Below are 19,747 nucleotides of genomic sequence, written 5' to 3'. Positions count from 1 at the left end.
CCTTGAGAGAGCCAACAATATTCCTAAGGCTGCCCAAAAAAGACTTGAACTTCAATTTCCACATCAACACCCAAAACCAGCTCCGAGACTACCGTAGAACGTGCAGGAAGGTGGGAGCCAAAAAACTCCTTATAGACTTCATTTAAACCATCAAAATGATTCAAGTCCGAAAGCCAAACAGTTGCCTTTACTACTTGCTCAAAACTGGCCCCGCAAGCAGCGAGGCTTTCACCAATTCGCTGGCATACGGCTCTGGTTTGAACTCGGATGTCACCTCTAATTACTTCACCAGTCGGACTAACAGGAATTTGACCTGAAAGGAACAGAAAACTACCCGCCCTAACAACCCTGGAAAGAGGCAGAGGTGCCTGACTAGGGTATCGTTGAATAAGACCGCTCATTTTCACCCCCTGATCCTGAATGAAGGGGAGCTGACGCCCCCCTCTTCCCTACCTATCGAATATCAGAGCCTTAGAGAACCTCAGGCCTTATTCGCTAGGGCCGTTAAGACAAATGACCTTAGGCTGGGTCATGTCTTCGTAGGCGAAACGCACACCTTCACGTCCCATGCTGCCGTATTTGAAGCCACCAAATGGCATCGCATCGAAACGATAATCAGACGAGTCGTTAATCATCACGCCACCCGCCTCAAGCAGCTTCGCGGCCTTCATGGCGGTGTTCAGATTGCTGGTGAAGATGCCAGCATGCAGGCTGTACTCTGGCTGGTTGGCAAGCGCCAGAGCATCTTCAAGTGTGTCGATCTCCTGCAAGATGACGATCGGACTGAAAACCTCTTCCTGCCAGACCTTGCACTCAAAGCTCACGTCTTCCAGGACAGTTGGGTAGAACAGGGTACCCTCCCGCTTGTTACCGAGCAGAACCTTGGCACCCTTGCTGACGGCTTCCTGCACAGATTCTTCTGCACGTTTGGCCGCTGCCTCAGAGATCATTGGGCCGACGTCAGTCGCCTCGTTTGCCTGGTTACCCACTACCAACGCGCGCGACTGCTCTACGAATTTCTCCTTGAAGGACTGATAGATTTTGCTATCAATCAGAATTCGTTGAGTACCAATACAGTTTTGCCCTGCAGCCCAGTAAGCACCGGACACACAGGACTCCACAGTAGACTCAAGGTCACAATCGCCCATTACGATCACTGGCGCATTACCGCCTAGATCCATGGCCATTTTTTTCAAACCGGCAGTCTTAGTGATCTGCTCGCCTGTAGCGAAGCCACCAGTGAACGAAATCATTCGCACTGCACGGTGAGCAACCAGCGCCTTACCCAGGTCAGCATCACCGGTAGCCACCGAAACAACTTCAGTAGGCAAACCAGCCTTGTTCAGGTAACTAACCAGCTTGACGGCGGACAGCGGAGCGAGCTCGGAAGGCTTCAACACTACCGAGTTGCCGCCGGCGATGGCCGGGCCCAGCTTATGAGCAACCAAGTTCAATGGGTCGTTATAAGGAGTAATAGCCAGGATCACGCCCAGTGGCTCGCGAGTAAACCACCCTTGGCGAGATTCGGAGCCAACATAGGAGTCGAATGGAATCACCTCTCCCGCGTTACGCTTGGCCTCTTCAGCCGAAAGCTTGAGCGTGTTTACACAGCGGAGGACTTCTTTGCGCGCTTGGCGAATTGTTTTACCAGACTCCGCTGAAATGAGTTTCGCGAAATCATCCTTATCCTTCTCCACCAGTGCAGCTGCGTGCTCCAGTATACGAGAACGCTCGGCGCGAGATAGGCTGCGAGCGGTCACAGCACCGTGCTTGGCAGCATCGATCACCAGGTGAGCAGAGGTCGCTGGTACCTTAGCCACTTCACCAACCACAGAACCATCAAACGGGTTGAATACTGTGATCTCTTCGTAATCTGTAGACAGAGCAATACTCAAGCTATTCATATTCAGATCGCCTGCTTGATTTTGTTCTTGTGGATGCTGATGATGTCGGACAGCAGTGCGTAGGCGGTTTCAATACGGCCAGCACCAGCACCTACAACAGTGACCGGGCCCAGGAGGTTGGTTTCGAAGCTGACAGCATTCGTGGCGCCACTTACCCCGGCCAATGCATCAGTGTTCGGGAGAAGTTGCGGGCTGACCGAAGCAGTCACAGTACCAGCCGGGGCGCGCTGTGCACTGCCAATCAGCTTCCAGCGGGAATCATTTTGAGCAGCCTTCTGAATGTCTTGGGCAGTGATGTTCGAGATGCCTTCACAGCACACATCGTTCGGAGTCAGCTTCGCACCCAGCAGTTCATTTGCCAGGATCACTACCTTCAGACGTACATCATGACCTTCAACGTCTGCAGTTGGATCTGCTTCGGCATAGCCCAGCTCCTGAGCCTCCGACAATGCGTCACCGAAGTCGAGACCGGCTTGCATGCTGCTGAGAATGAAATTGGAAGTGCCGTTCAGAATGCCCTTGAAGCCAGTGATTTCCGAACCGGCCAATGTTTCCTGTGCCAGACGGATCACTGGAGTACCGCTCATCACGGCACCTTCAAACTCAAAGGCTGCACCATTCGTCGCAGCCAGCTTCTTCAGCGCAGCCGAGTGGAGAGCCACTGGGCCTTTGTTTGTAGTCACAACGCTAATGCCCTTTTCCAGAGCCCAGCGACAGAATGTGGTTGCTGGCTCACCATCAACCGGATTTGTGAAGGTGGCCTCAGCAACAATATCTGCACCAGAAAAACGAATGACCGTCTCGTTGGCCGGCTCAGCGCTACCATTTTCCAGGGCTGCAAAGGCGCCTTTGGCTGCAGGCACAGCTACCAGTTTTTTGGGATCCAGGCCGTCCTTGCCAATTACAGAGCCCAGGAAGATGTCGCTGACGCCAACGATTTTCAACGTGAAGCCCAGCTCTTCAGCCCACAGCTCATTCTTTTCAGCAACCAGTTGAGCCAGAGCACGGTTTACACCGCCGAAACCCAGCAAAGCAATTTTATATTCAGTCACAGCAACGGCCTCATTTTGTTGTTCACCACTGGAGGAAATCGTAAGCCGCCACCGTGCTTTACCGAATATGCCAAACAGACTGATTTTGCTGGCAAAACGCTCGCCTTGCATGCCAATTTGCCTGTGAGTTATTTCGTGTTCGACAAAACAAAAGAAGTAACCGTATTCACAACACCAGGCAAACTTGAAATATCAGTCCAGACCTTGTTTATTCTATCCGGAGAGGACGCCTCAACAGTCAGAACAATATCAAGATCACCACTCATCACATTGCAGGCAACAACTTCAGGAATAGCTGCCACAGAGCGAACCACCTCAGCCCCCCTCATACGATCTTGTCTGTATACAAATACCAAAGCCCTGATCGGGGGATGTTCTGAAGAAGCAGATCCTTTTACAATAGTGTACCCCTTGATATACCCATCTCGCTCCAAACGCTCAATTCTGAGCCGAACAGCATTTCGAGAAAGATTCACTTTCATCGCGATATCATTGTGTGCTAAACGCGAATTCCTAGTAAGTTCTTCGATTATTTTTTCATCGACTTTGTCCAAAGTGCGTTTCATCGCTGCCTCCGGATCGCGTAAAGCAATCACTCACACATAAAATTATTACTCAGCTGCCCTGGCCAAGCCTCTTAAGTTCAGCCGAGCCAAACCCTGCATCAGGGCCAGGGCTCATCCGTTGGCCCACCAAGGTGGGGGAGCCAAGATCTCGGCTATCAGCTCTGGTCAGCAGACACGCTCACAGCTTCGTGCCATCGACCGAAAAAGTCAATATACTGACCGTCGCCACACCAACCGCCCTTTGCCAGGAAGGCAAAGCCAACCCAGTCCCACATGGGCGAAGGAGAAAAAATGACTGCCAAAGACGTTTTTCACTCGATGTTTCAGTACAAAGCTTGGTCTGAAGCCGAGCTGTTCAAAATCCTCACAGAGTCTCCTAGCACGTTCACTGCGCCGCATCTGACAGACGCTTTATGGCATCTCGCTCACATCAACATCGTGGACAACCTGTTTAAGGGGAGGTTGCTGGGTGACCCCATGCCCTGCAGCTCAACCACTACAAACGAACCGCAACATTTATCTGACCTATCGTTAAAGTTTTCTAAAACGAACAACTGGTTTGTTTACTACACAAAATCTGTGACGGAGGCAGAGCTTGAAGAAAGGCTGAATTTTGTGTTTGAGGATGGAAAACCAGGAGATATGAAGAAGTCAGAAATGTTGAGCCATGTCCTCTCGCATGGGCTGCTGCATCGTGGGATGGTAAGCGGCCTAATACCGTTTGCAGCAAGTGAAGGTTGGCAGGATCACTTCACGACGTTCTTGAAACATTGAAGATTATCTAGATTTTCATTTGATAAAGCAGGCATCTTTTATAGTTTCAGCATTGATAGGGCGACCATGCATAAGCTAAACGCTTCAGACAGGGACTAGACATGTACTTACCGGAACATTTCAGCGAACATCAAAAGGAAGTACTACACACCCTAATAATGGAAAATCCATTTGGCACATTGAATCGCCCCTGGTTTCCTAGACACTCTCCAAGCTCAGAAAATAGCGTTTCTCATACTCTACTGGCGACAGCTGCATAGCACTGCTGTGTCGGCGGGGTTATAGAACATCTCGATGTAATCGAAAATATCACTTCGGGCTTCGTCACGCTTTGCGTAGATCTTTCGTCGGATTCGCTCCCGCTTCAAAAGCTGGAAAAAGCTCTCGGCTACGGCATTGTCGTGGCAGTTTCCCCGTCGGCTCATGCTGCTAATCACATTGTTGGCCTTAAGGAAGCTATGCCAATCGGAGCTACTGAACTGACTGCCTTGGTCTGAGTGAATCATCACTTGCTGTTGTGGCTTGCGTCGCCAAACGGCCATCAACATCGCGTCGATAGCAAGGTCGCTGCACATCCTTGGCTTCATTGACCAACCAATGACTTGGCGTGAGAAGAGATCCAGCACTACCGCCAGATAAAGCCATCCTTCATAGGTTCGGATGTAAGTGATATCTGTCACCCAGACCTTGTTCGGCTCGCTGACCTTGAACTGCCGCGCAAGGTGGTTGGGAGATGCCACTGTTGGCTTTCCGCCATAAAACCCAGGACGACGGCAATAGCCCGTTTGCGAACGTACCCCCTCTGCCTGCATCAAACGACCGACTCGATTTCGCCCGCATGTCTCTCCCAGCTCACGCAGGTCATCGTGAATCTTGCGATAGCCGTACACACCTCCGCTTTCGAGCCAAGCATGTTTGATCAAGCCAAGCAGACGGTGATCTTCTTTTGCTCGGGCAGATTGAGGCTCGGCCAACCAGGCGTAGTAGCCGCTGGGATGCACCTTGAGGGTTTGGCAAAGGCGCCGCACCGGGTAATCCGTCGAGTGCGTCTTGATGAAGGCGTACTTCAGCCGCACTCCTTGGCAAAGTACGCGGCGGCCTTCTTTAAGATGTCTCGCTCTTCCGTCACGCGTTTGAGCTCGGCGCGCAGCTTGCGCAGTTCGGCCTGCTGACCACTGTCTAGCTGACGCTGCTCTTGAGGCTTGCTATAGACCTTGATCCAGGCGTAAAGGCTGTGCACGGACATTGCCCAGCCGCTGGGCGACCTCGGCGACAGGTTTGCCTTTTTCGGTCACTTGCTTGACCGCTTCGATCTTGAATTCTTCGGGGTAACGCTGACGACTCATGGCACCTCCTATTTGGGCCTCATTATGAGGCTTGGAGGTGTCTACGAAACCAGGGGCGATTCAATTCAAAATCCCACACCTGATTAAGCTCATTGCCGCTGAGCTGCTCTGATAGCTCCTAGCGCCGCCACAAAATCTTCCGACTTCACTCGTTCGACAATGCAAGCGTTCCATAGTGATGGAATGGCATGAGTCTCGGCTGTCAGCAAAGCAGCCTCCCAGTAGCCTTTCAATTTCAAACTCCCACCACCCACTGCCAGGCGCGAGGGGTTGAGTAAATTTATGATACTGGCCATCCCAAGACCCAACGCATCACCACCGGCCCTCACTGTTATCATGGCGATAGGGTCATGATCGTTTGCCAATCGTGCGAGAGCCTCGCCATTGATGCCCAGCAGGGTAGCCATAGCGCCGCCACCGGCTATTTCATCCAGCCGCTTAACTGAACCATCAATGTGCAGCGGTAGGTACCCAAGCTCGCCAGCCCAGCCATTAGCACCACGTATCCTCCGCCCGTGCGCCATGAATGCGGCACCGATCGCAGTGCCAGCCATGATCACGCCACCTGTAAAATCATCGCTGGCATCGTGCATTTCTTCCAACAGGGCCGCCTCTACATCATTGATGACGGTTACCTGGCACCCAAGTGCTTTCAGCGAGGTTTCTGGACGCCAGCCAGTCAGGCCGGGTAGTACATCGCAGCTAACGATCTCGCCGTCGGAAGCGACCAGACCAGGTACCGCGATACCAAGACGAGCCGGGCGTAGATTCACATCTTTAATGAAGGCGCTGAGCTGGGTGGAAAAGTCTTCGGGTGTATAGCCGAGCCCAGTTTCAAAACGTCGTGAAAAGGCTCCGCATAATAGCAATAGCTTGGTACCGCCCAAGTCGGCACCAATGATGATCTCGTTTCCTTCGGGGGAAGTGTGCATTGCGATACCTTTGGTTTGGGGTGGACATCTTAAGCCCTCGAGCTTGGGTGGTTCATCATCATTTAGTCTTGCGCAATAGTGTAGGCCTTTAAGAGAATCTGGAAGACGCTCGAACGAGACGACATTGATACTGTCAGGCCCCCGCTCTCCCCGGCCCAATGAGATAAGGCTGCGCAACTACGCCATGTAAAAGAAACGTTGGAAAACTGCCACGGCAACCTCGACGAAGCCGCCCGCCGCCTCGGCATCAGCCGCACAACCTTGTGGCGGCGCTTGCGATCGGCCCATTGAATGAAAGCCCCAGCACCATGTTCAATCCATGACGTCTGGTTGGTCAGTCTCAAGGTCCGATACCGCCTGACCGTCCGCGAGCTGACTGGCTCGGCGTACATCGCCGGGTTGCCAGCGATACTGACCGCTTTCGCCCCCTAGCGGACAGCGACCGCGCATGCAGTGCGGCTACAGTAGAGGTCGCTCCAGCTTGACCCATTCCTGCACGGTCGGGCGCTGCCATTGCCGCTGGGCATAATCCTCCAACTGTGCGGGAAGGCTGTCGCCATTGAGTATCAACCGGTTCAGCATCAACGCGAGATCCACATCGGCGATAGACCATTGGTCAAAAAGATGCCCTGAGCTATCGGCCAGCAGCTGTTGCGCAACTTCCACCAACTTCTGCGTCGAAGACTGACCAGCAGCTGACAACGCACCGTATTTGGCACCATAGAACACAACAAGCGTGGAGCGCTCCTGGCGGATGGGGAGCAAATCACTGCGTAGCCAGGCTTGAACTTGCCTCGCCTTGGCACGTTGCAGTGGATTTGTCGGGTAAATTGAGTTCTGAGGAAATAGATCTTCCAGGTACTCGGTAATTGCCGATGATTCAGACAACGCAAAGCCGTCATGCACCAACGTGGGCACTCGCTGAGTCTGTGAAAGGTGAGAATAGTCCCGTGCCTGATGCTCCCGCGTAGCCAGGTCAAGGGTATTCATCCTGAATGCAATTCCCTTTTCACGAAGCGCCACAAAGCATGACATGGCGTAAGGGCTGGTGAATTGAGCGTCTACGTACAAGCACAGCTTTGAATCGTTCATACCGTCATCTCCATATGCAGGAGAAAGTACGGTATTGGTTCTGAAGTTATAAATAAAATTCATGTTTTTCATAGGGGCATTCCTGCAGGGAATGCAACCGTGGTGCACTAGAACTCCACCTTCCCCCGCCCCGCCTTGACCGTGCTGCGCCTGGCTTTCCCCTCCAGGCGGCGGGCCTTCGAACCGAGGGTCGGCTTGGTGGGGCGGCGTTTCTTCTCGGTCTTGCCGGCAGCGATGATCAACCCGGCAAGACGCGCCAATGCGTCCACACGGTTCTGCTCCTGGGTGCGGTACTGCTGCGCCTTGATGATCAACACGCCGTCAACGGTGATGCGACTGTCACGCAGCGCCAGCAGCCGCTCCTTGTAGAACTCGGGCAACGATGAGGCCGGGATGTCGAAGCGCAGGTGCACAGCGCTGGACACCTTGTTGACATTCTGCCCACCGGCGCCTTGCGCGCGGATGTAGGTGAGTTCGATTTCGGCGTCTGGCAGATGCACGTTATTGGAGATGGTAAGCATGGCATGGGCCCTTGTGAACGCCCCCATTATCACCGCCTTTGCCGCTCTCCCATAGAACAACACAGACTCTTTAACCGGATTTTCAGCAAAATGCGGAAAGTCTTGCGGCTACAGGCTTGTTTTTCGGAAAACGCTCAACGAATAGCCTGTCACGACTTCTCACCTGCAAGGACATCTGCAAATGAAAGCCATCGTCTACGACACTCCAGGCCTTCCGATTGAAGATCCCCAGTCGCTGTTCGAGCACGAACTGCCCAAGCCCACAGCTAAGGCCAGGGATCTGCTGGTCGAAGTCAAGGCCATCGCGGTAAACCCGGTCGACACCAAGGTCAGAGCCAGCCGTGGCGGCGACCGCCCTCAAGTGTTGGGTTGGGATGCAGTCGGTATCGTTCGCGAAGTCGGCGCCGAGGTGTCGTTGTTCCAGCCTGGCGACGAAGTGTTCTACGCCGGCGCAATCGACCGCCCCGGTAGCTACAGCGAATTTCACCTGGTCGACGAGCGCATCGTCGGGCACAAGCCCCGTACGCTGGACAACGCCAGCGCCGCCGCCTTGCCGCTGACCTCCATCACCGCCTGGGAGCTGCTGTTCGACCGCCTGGCTGTACAGGAAAATGGCGGCGCCGGTCAGAGCCTGCTGATCATCGGCGCCAGCGGCGGTGTCGGCTCGATCCTGCTGCAGCTCGCCCGCAAGCTTACTCGACTCCAGGTGATCGGCAGCGCTTCGCGCCCTGAAACCCAGACCTGGGTCACTGAGCTCGGCGCGCATCACGTGATCGATCATTCGGCAGCCATTGCTCCGCAACTGCAGCAACTCGGGCTCGACCCGGTGGACTATGTGATAAGCCTGACCCACACCGACAGCTACCTGGAGCAGATCGTCGAAGTATTGCGCCCGCAGGGCAAGCTCGCCCTGATCGACGACCCAGCGCAGCTGGATGTAGTGCCGTTCAAGCGCAAGTCGCTTTCGGTGCATTGGGAGCTCATGTTCACCCGCTCGCTGTACCAGACCGAAGACATGATCAAGCAGCATCAATTGTTGGAAAAAGTGTCGTCACTGATCGATGACGGGGTTATCCGGACTACCGTCGGCGAGCACTTCGGCAGCATCAGTGCCAGCAACCTCAAACGGGCCCACGCGTTGATCGAAAGCGGCAAGACGAAAGGCAAGATTGTCCTGGAAGGCTTCTGATCATTCATCCACGCAAGGACTGGACAATGAACGCATGGTTCAAGATGGCTGGCCTGGCGCTGGCAGTCGCCGTCAATGGTATGGCGGTCGCCGACAGCGCTAGCGGCACTGGGGCACGCCTGGAGCGCGTCCACGCATTCAATGGAGCGATGCCGACCGGCGTGACGGTGAGCGAAACGGGGCGGATATTCGTGAACTTCCCAAGATGGGGTGATGACGTGCCGTACACGGTGGCAGAAGTCGCTCAAGGGCGTTTGCTGCCCTACCCTGACCTGCAGACCAATGCGCCTGATCTTGCGCATCCGGCGCAAAATTTCATCAGTGTGCAAAGCGTGGTTGCCGACGGCAGAGGTCGTCTCTGGGTGCTCGACACGGCCGCGCCGAAGTTCGCCCAACCCATACCGGGTGGCGCGAAACTGGTCGCCATCGACCTGGGCACCAACAAACCCGTGAAGACGGTGGTTTTCCCCGATTCGGTCATCCTGCCGAGTACCTATGTGAACGATGTCCGCTTCGACTTTCGGGTGGGCGATGAAGGTACGGCATATGTCACGGACTCTTCAGTCAGTGGCCCGGGCGGGATCATTGTCGTCGACCTTGCCAGCGGCAATGCTGTGCGCCGCCTGAGCGGCGCCCTTTCCACTTCGGCAGACCCTGCATTCGTTCCCGTCGTGGAAGGCAAACCGGCGCTGGTCACGCGCAATGCCAGAGGCGAGGCTGGTCTGTTGACCGTGGCTTCGGACGGTATCGCACTGTCCAGCGACGGGCAGACCTTGTATTTCTGCCCGTTGTCGAGTCGACGTCTTTACTCAGTGCCCACGCAGCTGCTGCGCAACCCATCAATAAGCGAAACCGAGCTGGAACAAGCGGTGGTCGACCTGGGCGAGAAAGGTGCTTCGGACGGACTCGAGGCCGATGCCAATGGCGCTGTCTATGCAGGCGATTACGAACATAACGCTATTCGCAAACGCCGCGCCGATGGCAGCTGGCAGACCCTGGTCGAGGATTCCCGCGTGCTCTGGCCGGATACCTTGTCCATCGGCCCGGATGGATACCTTTACTTCACCGCCAACCAATTGCATCGGTCGGCAGGCTTCAACGATGGGCAAGACAAACGCGTGAAGCCCTATGGCCTGATGCGTGTGAAGATCGACGCCGGGCCCGCCCGGACGTATTGACACCGCGGCATGGCGTGACGGGGTCACCAGCCCCGTCATCCTCCTGCGCCACTGGCCAGGACTTGCTCGAAACGCTCCGTCAGGAACGCTCTCAGCGCCTGGACAGCCGGCGTGAGCGATGTTCGGTGAGCGCACACCAGCTGCAAGGGCGCGGGTTGACCGTAATCATCAGGGAACAGCTCGATCAGGCGCCCTGCGCGCAGGTCCGCCAGAACGTCCAGCCTGGACTTGTAGACGATGCCAAATCCTGCAACGCCCCAGCGCCTCACGATATCGGCGTCGTCGCTGACGCGATCACCGGTCACCGGTATGGTCCTGATTCCGTCGGGCGTATTGAAACTCCATCGCTCGTAGGTCTGTTCGCCCATCACATAGCGCAGGCAGTTGTGCCCGGCCAGATCATCCAGGTTGACTGGTGCGCCATGTTGAGCGACATAGTCGGGTGAAGCGCAAACCGTTCGGCGATTTTTCGCAGCAAGCATCAGCGAGACAAGGCTGGAATCAGCCAGCTGGCCGTACCTGATACTCGCATCCAGTTGCTCGCCGACAAGGTCAGCCACCTGATCGCTGACCCGCAGTTGCAGCAGCAATCCAGGATGCAATTGCTGGAACTCGTCAAGCCAGGGCAGCAGCACATTCCTGCCGATATCCGAAGGCATAGACAGGCGCAGCACACCAGCGATTTCATCGCGCCCCTCGCTCAGGGCAACCTCACCATTACCCAGCGCCTCCAGGGCCTTGCGAGCATGGGCCAGGTATCGCTCGCCATCGACCGATAGGCGCAAACGCCGCGTGGTGCGCACGAACAGCCTGGCGCCCAGGCTACCCTCCAGACGCTGGACAGCCCCACTGGCCAATGCCGGCGAGATATCCAGCAACCTGGCCGCTGCCGAAAAACTGCCTGCGGAGGCTGTGGTGACGAAGACCTGAAGGTCATCAACCCGAACTATTTTCTTCACAGTGGACAATGCTTGACCTGGGCGTGAGGGCCCCAAGGGTAACGACATTGCAGACTCACGCCCAGCCTTCACTTGCAGGAATGCCGAGCCGGAAACTTGCTCAGGCGCCGAAATTGGACACGATCGAGATTCGCGGCCGAAAGGTCGCGGCCACTGATGAGGCCTCCTGGCGGCCGCCATGGTCCACTCACCAAAAGCCGAACCAGTAGGCGTCAGGATGGCCTGGCGAATGTTTCAGTGCCTCCACCGCACATGCCCAAATTGCGCTGGCATTGGCCGGCAACAGACAACAGACAGCAGACCACCTGCTCACCTGTCACCCCAGAATATCGTCCCCACGAAATTAACGCGTTTTGTCAGTTGCCCGGGGATTTCATGCATAACGGCCAATTTCCCGAAGGTCATATTCATACACAGACCTTCCTGTGTGTGACTTGAGGTAAGCAGTCATGACTAACAATCAAGACAAGGGTGGTACCCAAGGCAATACTGGCACCGGCATGGGTAACAATACTGCGGGCACTGGACAGCAAGGCGGGCAAGGACCAGGCGGTGGCATGCCAGATCAACAGCAGAAAGGTGGCGGTCAGGCCGGTCAAAAGCCTGAAGACAGGATGAACAAGGACCGGGAGCGCTCTCGCGACACTGGGAGCCAAGGTGGCCAGGCCGGCCAGGCGACGGATAAACAAAACCTGACGGATAAAGACCGCATGGGCGGCCAGCAGCAGAAGCAGACGGACGATCAGCAATGGAATAAAGACCGCTAATCGATGCGCAGGGCATCAGGGCGAGTCCGGCCCTGATGCCTTGGTTGACGGGCGAGGCTGCCTGCCTGGACGACCGTCAGACAACCGGGCATTCAACAATTCACAAACCCCATGGCAAACCGAAGCGTCGACGCCACCACGCTCATGTGGTGTTCATGGACTTGCGGGCACCGACCTTGAGGGCCTGGCGGTTGTCAAACAGGTCGATCATCGATCGCCCCGACTCCGGCTGCGCCCTAGCCTGGCTCGCGGCGAAACACCAGCACCCGGGCCACGCTGCGCTGACACACGGCGCCGTCCTGATTGCAGGTTTCGCTTTCCAGCAGCGCCATGCCGCGCTCGGGTCGGGACTTGGAAGTAATCAGTTCCTTCACTGTCGTCGTGACGCGTAATCTGTCGCCCGGACGCACGGCCCTTGGCCAGCTGATCTCGCTGCCAGCGCCGATCAGCCCGCCAGCCAGCGGTACGCTTTCAACCAGCAAGCGCATCGTCACTGCCGCCGTATGCCATCCGCTTGCCGCAAGGCCGTTGAAAAAACTTGCCTGCGCCGCTTCGGCATCGGTATGAAAGGGCTGCGGATCGAACTCGGCGGCGAACTGCAAAATGCGCTCGGTGGTCATTTCATAGGCGTCGCTGGCGAAGGACGCACCCACCGCAAGGTCCTCGAAATACAGCTTGTTCTGCCCGCCAGCTGCCATGAGCGCTCTCCTGTTTCGATGTTGAAGGGCCTCTGGCGCCCTGTTGTTCATGCAGAAACGACCCGCCTGGCATCCCGCCGCACTGCTTGCGGCGGTACGCCGAAGCCGCGGATGAACACCTCGCGCATGTGCCGCCGGTCCCTGAAGCCGGTCTCCCTGGCGACCACCTCGAGGCTATGCCGGCTCTGCTCGATCATCAACCGCGCAGCCTCCAGGCGCAGGCTTTCCACGGCCTTGGCCGGTGATTGCCCGGTTTCGGCGGTGAACACGCGGGTAAACTGACGCGGGCTCAGATGCACCACCCCGGCAAGCTCCTCGACGCTCAACGAACGGCTCAAATGCCTGCGGGCATAATCCAGCGCGGCCTGGATACGGTCCGAGCGGGGCGACAACGCGAGCAGCTCGGAATGCTGGGATTGCCCGCCTGAACGGCGCTGGTGCATGACCAGCTTGTGTGCCACCGACCTGGCCACTTCGGCGCCCAGGTCTTTTTCCACCATGCCCAGCGCCATGTCCAGGGCTGAAGTCATGCCGGCCGAGGTCCATACAGAACCATCCACGATAAAGATGCGGTCTTCCTCCACCTCGACCTGCGGATACATCTCGCGCAGCTTTCTGGCATAGGCCCAGTGCGTTGTCGCTCGTCGCCCATTCAGCACCCCCGCATGGGCCAGGACGAACGTGCCGGTGCACAGGCCGGCAGTGCGCCGGGCACCTTCGACAAAGCCGCGCACACTGGCCAGCACGGCCTCATCAGGCGTCGTCAAAGGTGTCAGTGTACCCGCGACCATCCAGGTGTCGGCCAAGCCTGGAGTACCCAAGGGCAGCGTATCGACATGCATGCCCAGGGAAGAGCGCACGGTGCCGCCGTGGATGGAAAAGTTCTGAATCCTGTATACCGCCTCGCCGGTGACGATATTGGCAAACTCGAACACGGCCTGGGTCGCCAGGGACATGATCTGGAAGCCTTCGGTGATCAGATAGCCCACCCGGTGCATCGCCGAACTCCTGCTGTGATGTCTCGAAAGCGTACCATATACGTCGTTTGAGACAAGTATGACCCTTGTCATCATGGCTCCACCGCAACTCACCACTGGAGCATGACCATGACGCAGCAATTCAAAGGCACCGCGCTCATTACCGGCGCTTCCACCGGAATCGGCTCGATCTACGCAGAACGCCTGGCCCGCCGCGGCTACGACCTGGTACTGGTGGCGCGCAACCGCGAGCGCCTGAACGACCTGGCCAGCCGCCTTACCACCGAAACCCGACAGAATGTGGAAGTGTTTCCGGCAGACCTGGCCAATGTCGACGACCTGGCCAAGGTGGAGCGCAAGCTGCGCGAAGACGCCAGTATCAGCCTGCTGGTGAATAATGCCGGCATCGGCACCCATACCAGCCTGCTGGAAAGTGATGTCGAGCGCATGGCCGAAATGATCACCCTCAACGTCACCGCCCTCACCCGCCTGACCTACGCCGCCGTACCGGGCTTTGTCGCGCGCCGACAAGGCGCAGTGATCAACATCTCGTCGGTGGTGAGCCTCGCCCCGGAGCGGCTCAATGGCGTGTATGGCGGCAGCAAGGCCTATGTCACCGCTTTCAGCCATTCCCTGCACAGCGAGCTTGCCGACCAGGGCATCAAGGTCCAGGCGGTACTGCCCGGCGCTACCGCCACCGACTTCTGGCAGATTGGCGGCTTGCCAGTCGAGAACCTGGACCCCGCCATCGTGATGTCGGCCGCGGACCTGGTGGACGGCGCCCTGCAGGACTTCGACGCCGGCGTGCTGATCTCGATTCCCTCGCTGCATGACTTCAAGGCGTTCGAGCGCTACGAAGCTGGCCGCCAGGCCCTGTTCAGCCAGCTGTCCAATAACCGCCTTGCCCCACGCTACGACGCCAATTGACCTGCACAGGAAACGCACCCATGAAACTCAGCGCCAACACCATTTTCATCACCGGCGGTACCTCGGGCATTGGTCGCGCCCTCGCCGAGGCTTTCCACCAGCGTGGCAATCAGGTGATCGTGGCGGGCCGCCGCCAGGCACTGCTGGACGAGATCGCCCAGGCCAACCCCGGTATCGATACCGTGCAGCTCGATATCAACGACCCGCAGCAGATCAGGGAGGTCGCCCAGGAGGTCATCCGGCGCCACCCTGCGCTGAACGTGATCATCAACAACGCGGGCATCATGCCCTTCGACAACCCGGCATCGGGCGACCATGACGACGCTCAGGCGGTGAGCCTGCTACAGACCAACCTGCTCGGCCCGGTACGTGTCAGCACCGCTTTCGTCGAACACCTGAAACGCCAGCCTGACGCCTACATCATCAACAACAGCTCGGTGCTGGCCTACTTGCCGCTGGCGGCCACCGCCCTGTATTCGGCGACCAAGGCGGCCCTGCATTCCTATTCCCTGTCGCAGCGTTTCAGCCTGCGTGACACCAGCGTGAAAGTGCTGGAAATCGCCCCACCGTGGGTCGATACCGACCTGGTTCACAAAAGCGGTGATGAACGTGCCATGCCGCTCGATGCTTTCATCGATGAAACCTTGATCAAGCTCGAGACCGCGACAACCGAGGTGCTGGTGGACCGGGTCGTCGCGCTGCGCGCCAACCAGGGGATCAACGAGCACGCGCTGATCAACCAGTTCAACCTGGCGCTGGTCGAGAACCCGATTCCCGTTGCCTGAGCGGGCCCCGTGGGCCGCCCCCACCCATTTCATCGCCAGGCCGTCACCAGGCCGAACGGAATGACGCGCCATAGGCATTAGGCGGCAATCGGCTGGCACCATCCGCTCTCAATCGGGAGCGGAAGGTCCCGATCTGTGGTTGGCTCCGGTACAGCCCACGCTTCTGCAGCTCCGGTACGACCAACTCGACAAAATCCTCCAGCGTCCCGGGGCTGGTCAACGGGTTGAGCATGTAGCCACTGGTAGCCGAAATGCGCGCATGTTCCTCGATGCGGTCGGCCACCTGCTGCGGCGTGCCCACCAGAATCAGGTCGGTGCCCCGCGTGACATTGGCAAAGCGCTTCCTGACGTCCCCCGCAGTCAACGGCTTGCCGCTGCCATCCGGGCGCATCATGTAGGAGGTCAGGCCTTCGGTGTGGTTCGACAGGGCATCACTGTCGGCATAGCGGCTCAGGTCGAAGCCGGTGTCACCGGCATAGCTGACCAGTTGGGCCTCCAGGTGATAGTTGCTTTGCAACTGATCGTACTTGCGCTGCGCCTCGATCTCGGTTTTGCCGGTGACAATGCGCAGTACCGTCAATGACTGCACATCGCCGCGGTCGCGGCCGCGCGCCTCGGCCATGGCCCAGATCTCTTCCAGGCCCTGGCGGATTTCGTGGGGGTCGGACTTGGCGATGAAGATCAGCTCGGCATGTTTGGCGGCGAATTCGCGCCCCCGGCCCGACCAGCCTGCCTGAATCAGCAATGGCGTGCGCTGTGGCGACGGCGCACAGAGGTGCGGCCCGGCCACCCGGAAACGTTCACCGACGTGGTCGACAGGCTTGACCCGGTGCCCCTGGGCATATACCTGGCGTGCCTTGTCGGCAACCACCGCATCATCCGCCCAGCTGCCTTCCCACAGTTTGTAGACCACGTCCATGAATTCCTCGGCACGCTCGTAGCGGTCGCCATGCCTGATCATCTGTTCCAGGCCGAAATTGCGCGCCGCGCTGGACAGATACGACGTGACGATGTTCCAGCCGATCCTGCCATTGGTCATGTGGTCCAGCGTGCTGAACCGCCGGGCGTGGGTGAACGGATGCTCGTAGCTGGTGGTAACGGTGGCACCGAACGCCAGGTTCCGGGTAATCGCAGCCAGCCCCGGGATGATCATCAACGGGTCGTTGGCAGGCGCCTCGACGGCCCATTTCACCGCCGCATCTGCATTACCGCCGAACAAGTCGTAGAAACCCAGTACGTCGGCGAAGAACAACATGTCGAGGTTGGCCTGGTCGGCGATCCGGGCCTGGTTGGCCCAGAACTCGAAGGTGTTGGCCGCCAGGCGTTCGTCAGCCGGGTGAGTCCAGAGACTCGGTGCGCCACCGCAGCCGACACTGGCCTGTTCGTAAAGCGCAAACAATAGGGGTTTCGGGTCGGACATCGGCGGTTACTCGGTAGGCAAAAAGTTTTTAAATAGTAAATAGTAATATAAAAACGATTTGAACTACCGATATGGAATATACATGTGCCGCCGGGCTATAGCCCGCAACCGCAATGACGGTCAATGCCGGCGAGACGACCGCAGCAGGCTGTCGATCTCCGCCACGATCTGCCGTGTTGCGTCCTCGATCGGCCCTTCATTACGGCACAGCACCCAGCCGTGTTCCGCGACCGCACGCTCGAACGCCTCGGTACAGGCCACCTGCTCGTCCAGGCTGTGCATTACCGTACTGCCCAGCCCGCGCGTTCGTGCCGCCGCCCTTGCCCATGAGATAACCGGGGCCGTGACCACCCCGACGTGCAGATCCGGCACTTGCACCTTGCGCGCAATGTTCAGCCGCAGGATCTCGGCGAACGGCACTGTGCGGCGGAATGCGGCATCCGAGGGGTACCAGCGATCGATCAGAATGATGCTGCCCGGTGGTTGCGCTGGCAGGATCTGCCGGGAAATCCAGGCACGGCTTTCGGCAAGGCGCTCGCACACGCTCAACTCAAGCTCCCGGCAGGGCTGCCTGGCCAGCTGGTTGACCAGGGCCATGGTTGCTCCCCGCCAGGGGTCGCTGTTCTTTTCGCTCAGCCGGATGACTTTGTGCCGGGCCACCCTCAAAGCCTGGGTAACCGCCTCAAGCAGCGTGGTCTTGCCAGTGCCCTTGGGCCCATCGATGGAAACAAACAGCGGGCGGGTCATCGTTCAGTACCAGTCGGGCCGGGCGCAGGATGAGAGCATTGATCGTGGCATGGCTGCAAGGAGTACCCGACAGGAGAACATCTGCCCCAAGCACTGCGCCAGCCCTGCCAGACGCTCAGGCGGGCTGTTCATCGACAAGCGGCCAATCCGCACTGACCACGCGGTTGCGCCCTGTTTCCTTGGCTTTGTACAAGCGCTCGTCGGCGCATTTGAGGATGGCGCTGGAGGTTTGCTCTGCGGAGTTGCGACAGGCAACCCCGATGGAAATCGTCATGGCCCCGACCTTGTCCAGCGGGCTGGTCGCGATCGTCGTGCGGATGCGTTCGGCAATCTCGGTGGCCATTTGCAGGCCAGTATCCGGCAACAGCAGGCAGAACTCTTCTCCCCCGGCGCGGCAAGCCAGGTCACCTGCGCGGGAACAGGACTGGATAATGCCCGCGATATGCTGCAGGGCGACATCTCCCACATCGTGCCCCCAGGTATCGTTCACCCGCTTGAAGTGGTCGATATCCAGCGCCAGCGCGCAGTACGGCTGCGCCTGCGCGTCGAGGATAGTCAGTGCAGCGTTCATGCCCCGGCGGTTGACCAGGCCGGTCAGCGGGTCACTTTCTGCAGCATGGTTCAGGCTGCTGATCTTCTGGTCCAGCGACTGGATCCCCGACACCAGTGCGCTGCGAATCGCCGCGGCCTCGGCATACCAGGCGTTCATCGTATGCAATTCCCGGCTGGCGGCGAGTTCAGGAACATGTTGCGCACTGTTGGCCAACTGACGCAGCGGACGAGTGACCCAGGTGGATACCACCAGCATCAGTGCCAGCCCGAGCAGGCTAACCGGAAGCAACTTGAACAACATGTCATGCATCAGGTTACGCAACGGATGCAACGCGTTGTCTCGCGGTTGCTGGGTGACCACTGCCCAGTGCGCGCCCTTGACCTCGGCATACCCGGCCAACATCGGGATACCCCGGTAATCGGTCGCCTCCAGCTCTCCCTCTTCCCCGCCGCGCAAGGCGGCATGAGCGGTGGCGCTGGTGCTCAGTACCGCCCCTAGCCTGGTTGCATCCGGGTGGTACAGGATCTGCAGGTTTTCATCCACGACGAACGCAAATGCATCAGCCAGTTGATGCCCACCCAGCAGGTGACTCATGACCCCGCCCTCACGCAGGTTGACCACCCCGCCAATCAAGCCGAGCACATTGCCTGCGCCGTCGCGTACCGGGTTGGAGATGAGCACACTGAAATGGCCCGCAGGGGAAATGAACGCCTGGCTGACCAACGGGCGCCCCGCGCTTGCCGCTCGCCTGACGGCTTTGGCGAGTTTAACGGCTTTGTCGAAGTCCAGATGCGGGTAACCGTCAAGGATGTTCCCCGAAGCATCGGCCGTGATCACGATTTGCAGCTCGGAATCCTGCACCTGCAGGCGTTTCACTTCGGCTTGCACCAGGTCACGATCAGTAAAACCCGAGCCGATCAGCTGGCTGCTGTATTGCAGGCGCTCATGCACCGAATGGATGAACTGATCGATGCCCGACGCCACTTTGTAGGCGTAGGCCTAATGCGACTCCAGCGCCGAATGGATCAGCGCGTCCCGCAACACCCCATGGGCCACAACCAGGCACGTGGCCAGGGTGACCAGGACACTGGCTGACAACAGCACCAGCATCAGACCGCGGATGCCAATCAACTGCGCGCTCTTTAGCTCCATGCAACCGGCTCCCCCTGCCCCCTTCAGAGCGTAGAAGACTCCGGTACCGGCGCAAGGGTTGAAACGCAACCTCGTGCAGCAGTGGCCCCTGGCCGCCCTGCACGAGGGCCTGCATTGGCGCAGGCCTGTCAGGCGTTACACCGCCAGCGCGCGCTCACGCAGCTCGCTGTTGAGGATGCGGTCGTTCTCGCTGTAGTCGACCGGGCAG

General features: G+C 58.2%; 22 protein-coding genes and 2 pseudogenes. 8 read left to right on the top strand and 16 right to left on the bottom strand.

Translation table 11 applies throughout. The annotated features are described in order from the left end of the window. Positions 1 to 23: 23 nt before the first annotated feature. The 4 genes from B4L76_RS14400 to B4L76_RS14385 all read right to left on the bottom strand — a co-directional run bounded on the left by B4L76_RS14400 (position 24) and on the right by B4L76_RS14385 (position 3,522). Positions 24 to 401, bottom strand: a complete 378-nt coding sequence (locus B4L76_RS14400; protein ID WP_296233383.1) for a RidA family protein — start codon at positions 399 to 401, stop codon at positions 24 to 26. Positions 402 to 488: 87 nt separating this feature from the next. After that, positions 489 to 1,904: an aldehyde dehydrogenase family protein gene (locus tag B4L76_RS14395; RefSeq protein ID WP_262109739.1), complete on the bottom strand. Its 1,416-nt coding sequence runs from the start codon at positions 1,902 to 1,904 to the stop codon at positions 489 to 491. Between the two features lie 2 nt (positions 1,905 to 1,906). Next, on the bottom strand, positions 1,907 to 2,956 hold the full coding sequence (locus tag B4L76_RS14390) for a homoserine dehydrogenase (protein ID WP_296233591.1): 1,050 nt from the start codon (positions 2,954 to 2,956) through the stop codon (positions 1,907 to 1,909). A gap of 128 nt (positions 2,957 to 3,084) precedes the next feature. Next, positions 3,085 to 3,522: an Lrp/AsnC family transcriptional regulator gene (locus tag B4L76_RS14385; RefSeq protein WP_296233379.1), complete on the bottom strand. Its 438-nt coding sequence runs from the start codon at positions 3,520 to 3,522 to the stop codon at positions 3,085 to 3,087. Between the two features lie 291 nt (positions 3,523 to 3,813). Here B4L76_RS14385 and B4L76_RS14380 point away from each other — a divergent pair, with 291 nt between their 5' ends. Next, a complete protein-coding gene (locus B4L76_RS14380) occupies positions 3,814 to 4,296 on the top strand; it encodes a DinB family protein (protein ID WP_296233378.1) in 483 nt (160 codons plus the stop codon). Between the two features lie 101 nt (positions 4,297 to 4,397). Further along, positions 4,398 to 4,556, top strand: coding sequence for an FMN-binding negative transcriptional regulator (locus B4L76_RS24375; protein ID WP_414707193.1), 159 nt, complete (start codon positions 4,398 to 4,400; stop codon positions 4,554 to 4,556). On the opposite strand, the pseudogene B4L76_RS14375 reads toward B4L76_RS24375, so the two are convergent. Together B4L76_RS14375 and B4L76_RS14370 are read right to left on the bottom strand one after the other, a co-directional pair. After that, positions 4,495 to 5,642 (bottom strand): annotated as a pseudogene (locus B4L76_RS14375) (IS3 family transposase). The gene B4L76_RS24375 and the pseudogene B4L76_RS14375 overlap by 62 nt on opposite strands. An 89-nt stretch (positions 5,643 to 5,731) precedes the next feature. Continuing rightward, a complete protein-coding gene (locus B4L76_RS14370) occupies positions 5,732 to 6,574 on the bottom strand; it encodes an ROK family protein (RefSeq protein ID WP_296233377.1) in 843 nt (280 codons plus the stop codon). Between the two features lie 165 nt (positions 6,575 to 6,739). On the opposite strand from B4L76_RS14370, the pseudogene B4L76_RS14365 reads away from it, so the two are divergent. Then, positions 6,740 to 6,865: pseudogene (locus B4L76_RS14365) on the top strand (helix-turn-helix domain-containing protein); the annotation flags it as partial. Between the two features lie 168 nt (positions 6,866 to 7,033). On the opposite strand, the gene yfcF reads toward B4L76_RS14365, so the two are convergent. Then, positions 7,034 to 7,666 (bottom strand): glutathione transferase, encoded by a 633-nt coding sequence (gene yfcF, locus B4L76_RS14360; protein WP_296233590.1) that lies wholly within the window; start codon positions 7,664 to 7,666, stop codon positions 7,034 to 7,036. Positions 7,667 to 7,773: 107 nt separating this feature from the next. Continuing rightward, entirely contained in the window at positions 7,774 to 8,187 is a 414-nt protein-coding gene (gene arfB / locus B4L76_RS14355; RefSeq protein ID WP_296233376.1) for an alternative ribosome rescue aminoacyl-tRNA hydrolase ArfB, read from the bottom strand. 181 nt (positions 8,188 to 8,368) lie between these two features. Here arfB and B4L76_RS14350 point away from each other — a divergent pair, with 181 nt between their 5' ends. Together B4L76_RS14350 and B4L76_RS14345 are read left to right on the top strand one after the other, a co-directional pair. Continuing rightward, positions 8,369 to 9,376 carry a zinc-binding alcohol dehydrogenase family protein gene (locus tag B4L76_RS14350; RefSeq protein ID WP_296233375.1) on the top strand — a complete coding sequence of 336 codons (1,008 nt, stop codon included), beginning with the start codon at positions 8,369 to 8,371 and terminating at the stop codon, positions 9,374 to 9,376. A gap of 80 nt (positions 9,377 to 9,456) precedes the next feature. Then, positions 9,457 to 10,554 carry an L-dopachrome tautomerase-related protein gene (locus tag B4L76_RS14345; RefSeq protein ID WP_296233589.1) on the top strand — a complete coding sequence of 366 codons (1,098 nt, stop codon included), beginning with the start codon at positions 9,457 to 9,459 and terminating at the stop codon, positions 10,552 to 10,554. Between the two features lie 35 nt (positions 10,555 to 10,589). Here the strand turns inward: B4L76_RS14345 and B4L76_RS14340 are convergent, their stop codons facing one another. Then, a complete protein-coding gene (locus B4L76_RS14340) occupies positions 10,590 to 11,504 on the bottom strand; it encodes a LysR family transcriptional regulator (RefSeq protein WP_414707200.1) in 915 nt (304 codons plus the stop codon). A 458-nt stretch (positions 11,505 to 11,962) separates the two neighbouring features. On the opposite strand from B4L76_RS14340, the gene B4L76_RS14335 reads away from it, so the two are divergent. Continuing rightward, complete coding sequence (locus B4L76_RS14335) at positions 11,963 to 12,280, top strand: hypothetical protein (protein WP_296233374.1); 318 nt, start codon at positions 11,963 to 11,965, stop codon at positions 12,278 to 12,280. A gap of 236 nt (positions 12,281 to 12,516) precedes the next feature. Here B4L76_RS14335 and B4L76_RS14330 read toward each other — a convergent pair whose 3' ends face one another. Together B4L76_RS14330 and B4L76_RS14325 are read right to left on the bottom strand one after the other, a co-directional pair. Further along, positions 12,517 to 12,978, bottom strand: coding sequence for a MaoC family dehydratase (locus B4L76_RS14330; protein WP_296233373.1), 462 nt, complete (start codon positions 12,976 to 12,978; stop codon positions 12,517 to 12,519). 47 nt (positions 12,979 to 13,025) lie between these two features. Then, on the bottom strand, positions 13,026 to 13,976 hold the full coding sequence (locus tag B4L76_RS14325; RefSeq protein ID WP_296233372.1) for a GlxA family transcriptional regulator: 951 nt from the start codon (positions 13,974 to 13,976) through the stop codon (positions 13,026 to 13,028). Between the two features lie 108 nt (positions 13,977 to 14,084). Between B4L76_RS14325 and B4L76_RS14320 the strand changes: the two genes are divergently transcribed. Further along, complete coding sequence (locus B4L76_RS14320) at positions 14,085 to 14,882, top strand: SDR family NAD(P)-dependent oxidoreductase (RefSeq protein WP_296233371.1); 798 nt, start codon at positions 14,085 to 14,087, stop codon at positions 14,880 to 14,882. Positions 14,883 to 14,902: 20 nt separating this feature from the next. Next, complete coding sequence (locus B4L76_RS14315; RefSeq protein WP_296233370.1) at positions 14,903 to 15,667, top strand: SDR family oxidoreductase; 765 nt, start codon at positions 14,903 to 14,905, stop codon at positions 15,665 to 15,667. Between the two features lie 43 nt (positions 15,668 to 15,710). Here B4L76_RS14315 and B4L76_RS14310 read toward each other — a convergent pair whose 3' ends face one another. From B4L76_RS14310 to B4L76_RS24370, 5 genes are all read right to left on the bottom strand, one after another. Then, a complete protein-coding gene (locus tag B4L76_RS14310) occupies positions 15,711 to 17,087 on the bottom strand; it encodes an LLM class flavin-dependent oxidoreductase (protein ID WP_296233369.1) in 1,377 nt (458 codons plus the stop codon). A 120-nt stretch (positions 17,088 to 17,207) separates the two neighbouring features. Next, the gene (locus B4L76_RS14305) at positions 17,208 to 17,834 is read right to left on the bottom strand and encodes a dTMP kinase (RefSeq protein ID WP_296233368.1); all 627 of its coding nucleotides are present in this window, start codon (positions 17,832 to 17,834) and stop codon (positions 17,208 to 17,210) included. A 115-nt stretch (positions 17,835 to 17,949) separates the two neighbouring features. Further along, positions 17,950 to 19,371, bottom strand: a complete 1,422-nt coding sequence (locus tag B4L76_RS14300) for a sensor domain-containing diguanylate cyclase (protein ID WP_296233367.1) — start codon at positions 19,369 to 19,371, stop codon at positions 17,950 to 17,952. Between the two features lie 15 nt (positions 19,372 to 19,386). After that, entirely contained in the window at positions 19,387 to 19,539 is a 153-nt protein-coding gene (locus B4L76_RS14295; RefSeq protein WP_296233366.1) for a hypothetical protein, read from the bottom strand. 135 nt (positions 19,540 to 19,674) lie between these two features. Then, the coding region (locus B4L76_RS24370; protein WP_414707199.1) for a hypothetical protein at positions 19,675 to 19,747 on the bottom strand (73 nt) is incomplete at its 5' end.

The organism is Pseudomonas sp. UBA4617, assembly GCF_002386445.1.
Taxonomy (GTDB): domain Bacteria; phylum Pseudomonadota; class Gammaproteobacteria; order Pseudomonadales; family Pseudomonadaceae; genus Aquipseudomonas.
This window is presented reverse-complemented; position numbering and strand designations above follow the sequence as displayed.

Bases quoted from the DNA above. Each gene is read 5' to 3' on its own strand.
- B4L76_RS14325 (WP_296233372.1), bottom strand. From the start codon at position 13,976: ATGCACCGGGTGGGCTATCTGATCACCGAAGGCTTCCAGATCATGTCC.
- B4L76_RS14345 (WP_296233589.1), top strand. From the start codon at position 9,457: ATGGCGGTCGCCGACAGCGCTAGCGGCACTGGGGCACGCCTGGAGCGC.
- B4L76_RS14330 (WP_296233373.1), bottom strand. From the start codon at position 12,978: ATGGCAGCTGGCGGGCAGAACAAGCTGTATTTCGAGGACCTTGCGGTG.
- B4L76_RS14305 (WP_296233368.1), bottom strand. From the start codon at position 17,834: ATGACCCGCCCGCTGTTTGTTTCCATCGATGGGCCCAAGGGCACTGGC.
- B4L76_RS14335 (WP_296233374.1), top strand. From the start codon at position 11,963: ATGACTAACAATCAAGACAAGGGTGGTACCCAAGGCAATACTGGCACC.
- B4L76_RS14380 (WP_296233378.1), top strand. From the start codon at position 3,814: ATGACTGCCAAAGACGTTTTTCACTCGATGTTTCAGTACAAAGCTTGG.
- B4L76_RS14395 (WP_262109739.1), bottom strand. From the start codon at position 1,904: ATGAATAGCTTGAGTATTGCTCTGTCTACAGATTACGAAGAGATCACA.
- B4L76_RS14370 (WP_296233377.1), bottom strand. From the start codon at position 6,574: ATGCACACTTCCCCCGAAGGAAACGAGATCATCATTGGTGCCGACTTG.
- B4L76_RS14310 (WP_296233369.1), bottom strand. From the start codon at position 17,087: ATGTCCGACCCGAAACCCCTATTGTTTGCGCTTTACGAACAGGCCAGT.
- B4L76_RS14400 (WP_296233383.1), bottom strand. From the start codon at position 401: ATGAGCGGTCTTATTCAACGATACCCTAGTCAGGCACCTCTGCCTCTT.
- B4L76_RS14295 (WP_296233366.1), bottom strand. From the start codon at position 19,539: ATGGAGCTAAAGAGCGCGCAGTTGATTGGCATCCGCGGTCTGATGCTG.
- B4L76_RS24375 (WP_414707193.1), top strand. From the start codon at position 4,398: ATGTACTTACCGGAACATTTCAGCGAACATCAAAAGGAAGTACTACAC.
- yfcF (WP_296233590.1), bottom strand. From the start codon at position 7,666: ATGAACGATTCAAAGCTGTGCTTGTACGTAGACGCTCAATTCACCAGC.
- B4L76_RS14350 (WP_296233375.1), top strand. From the start codon at position 8,369: ATGAAAGCCATCGTCTACGACACTCCAGGCCTTCCGATTGAAGATCCC.
- B4L76_RS14315 (WP_296233370.1), top strand. From the start codon at position 14,903: ATGAAACTCAGCGCCAACACCATTTTCATCACCGGCGGTACCTCGGGC.
- B4L76_RS14320 (WP_296233371.1), top strand. From the start codon at position 14,085: ATGACGCAGCAATTCAAAGGCACCGCGCTCATTACCGGCGCTTCCACC.
- arfB (WP_296233376.1), bottom strand. From the start codon at position 8,187: ATGCTTACCATCTCCAATAACGTGCATCTGCCAGACGCCGAAATCGAA.
- B4L76_RS14385 (WP_296233379.1), bottom strand. From the start codon at position 3,522: ATGAAACGCACTTTGGACAAAGTCGATGAAAAAATAATCGAAGAACTT.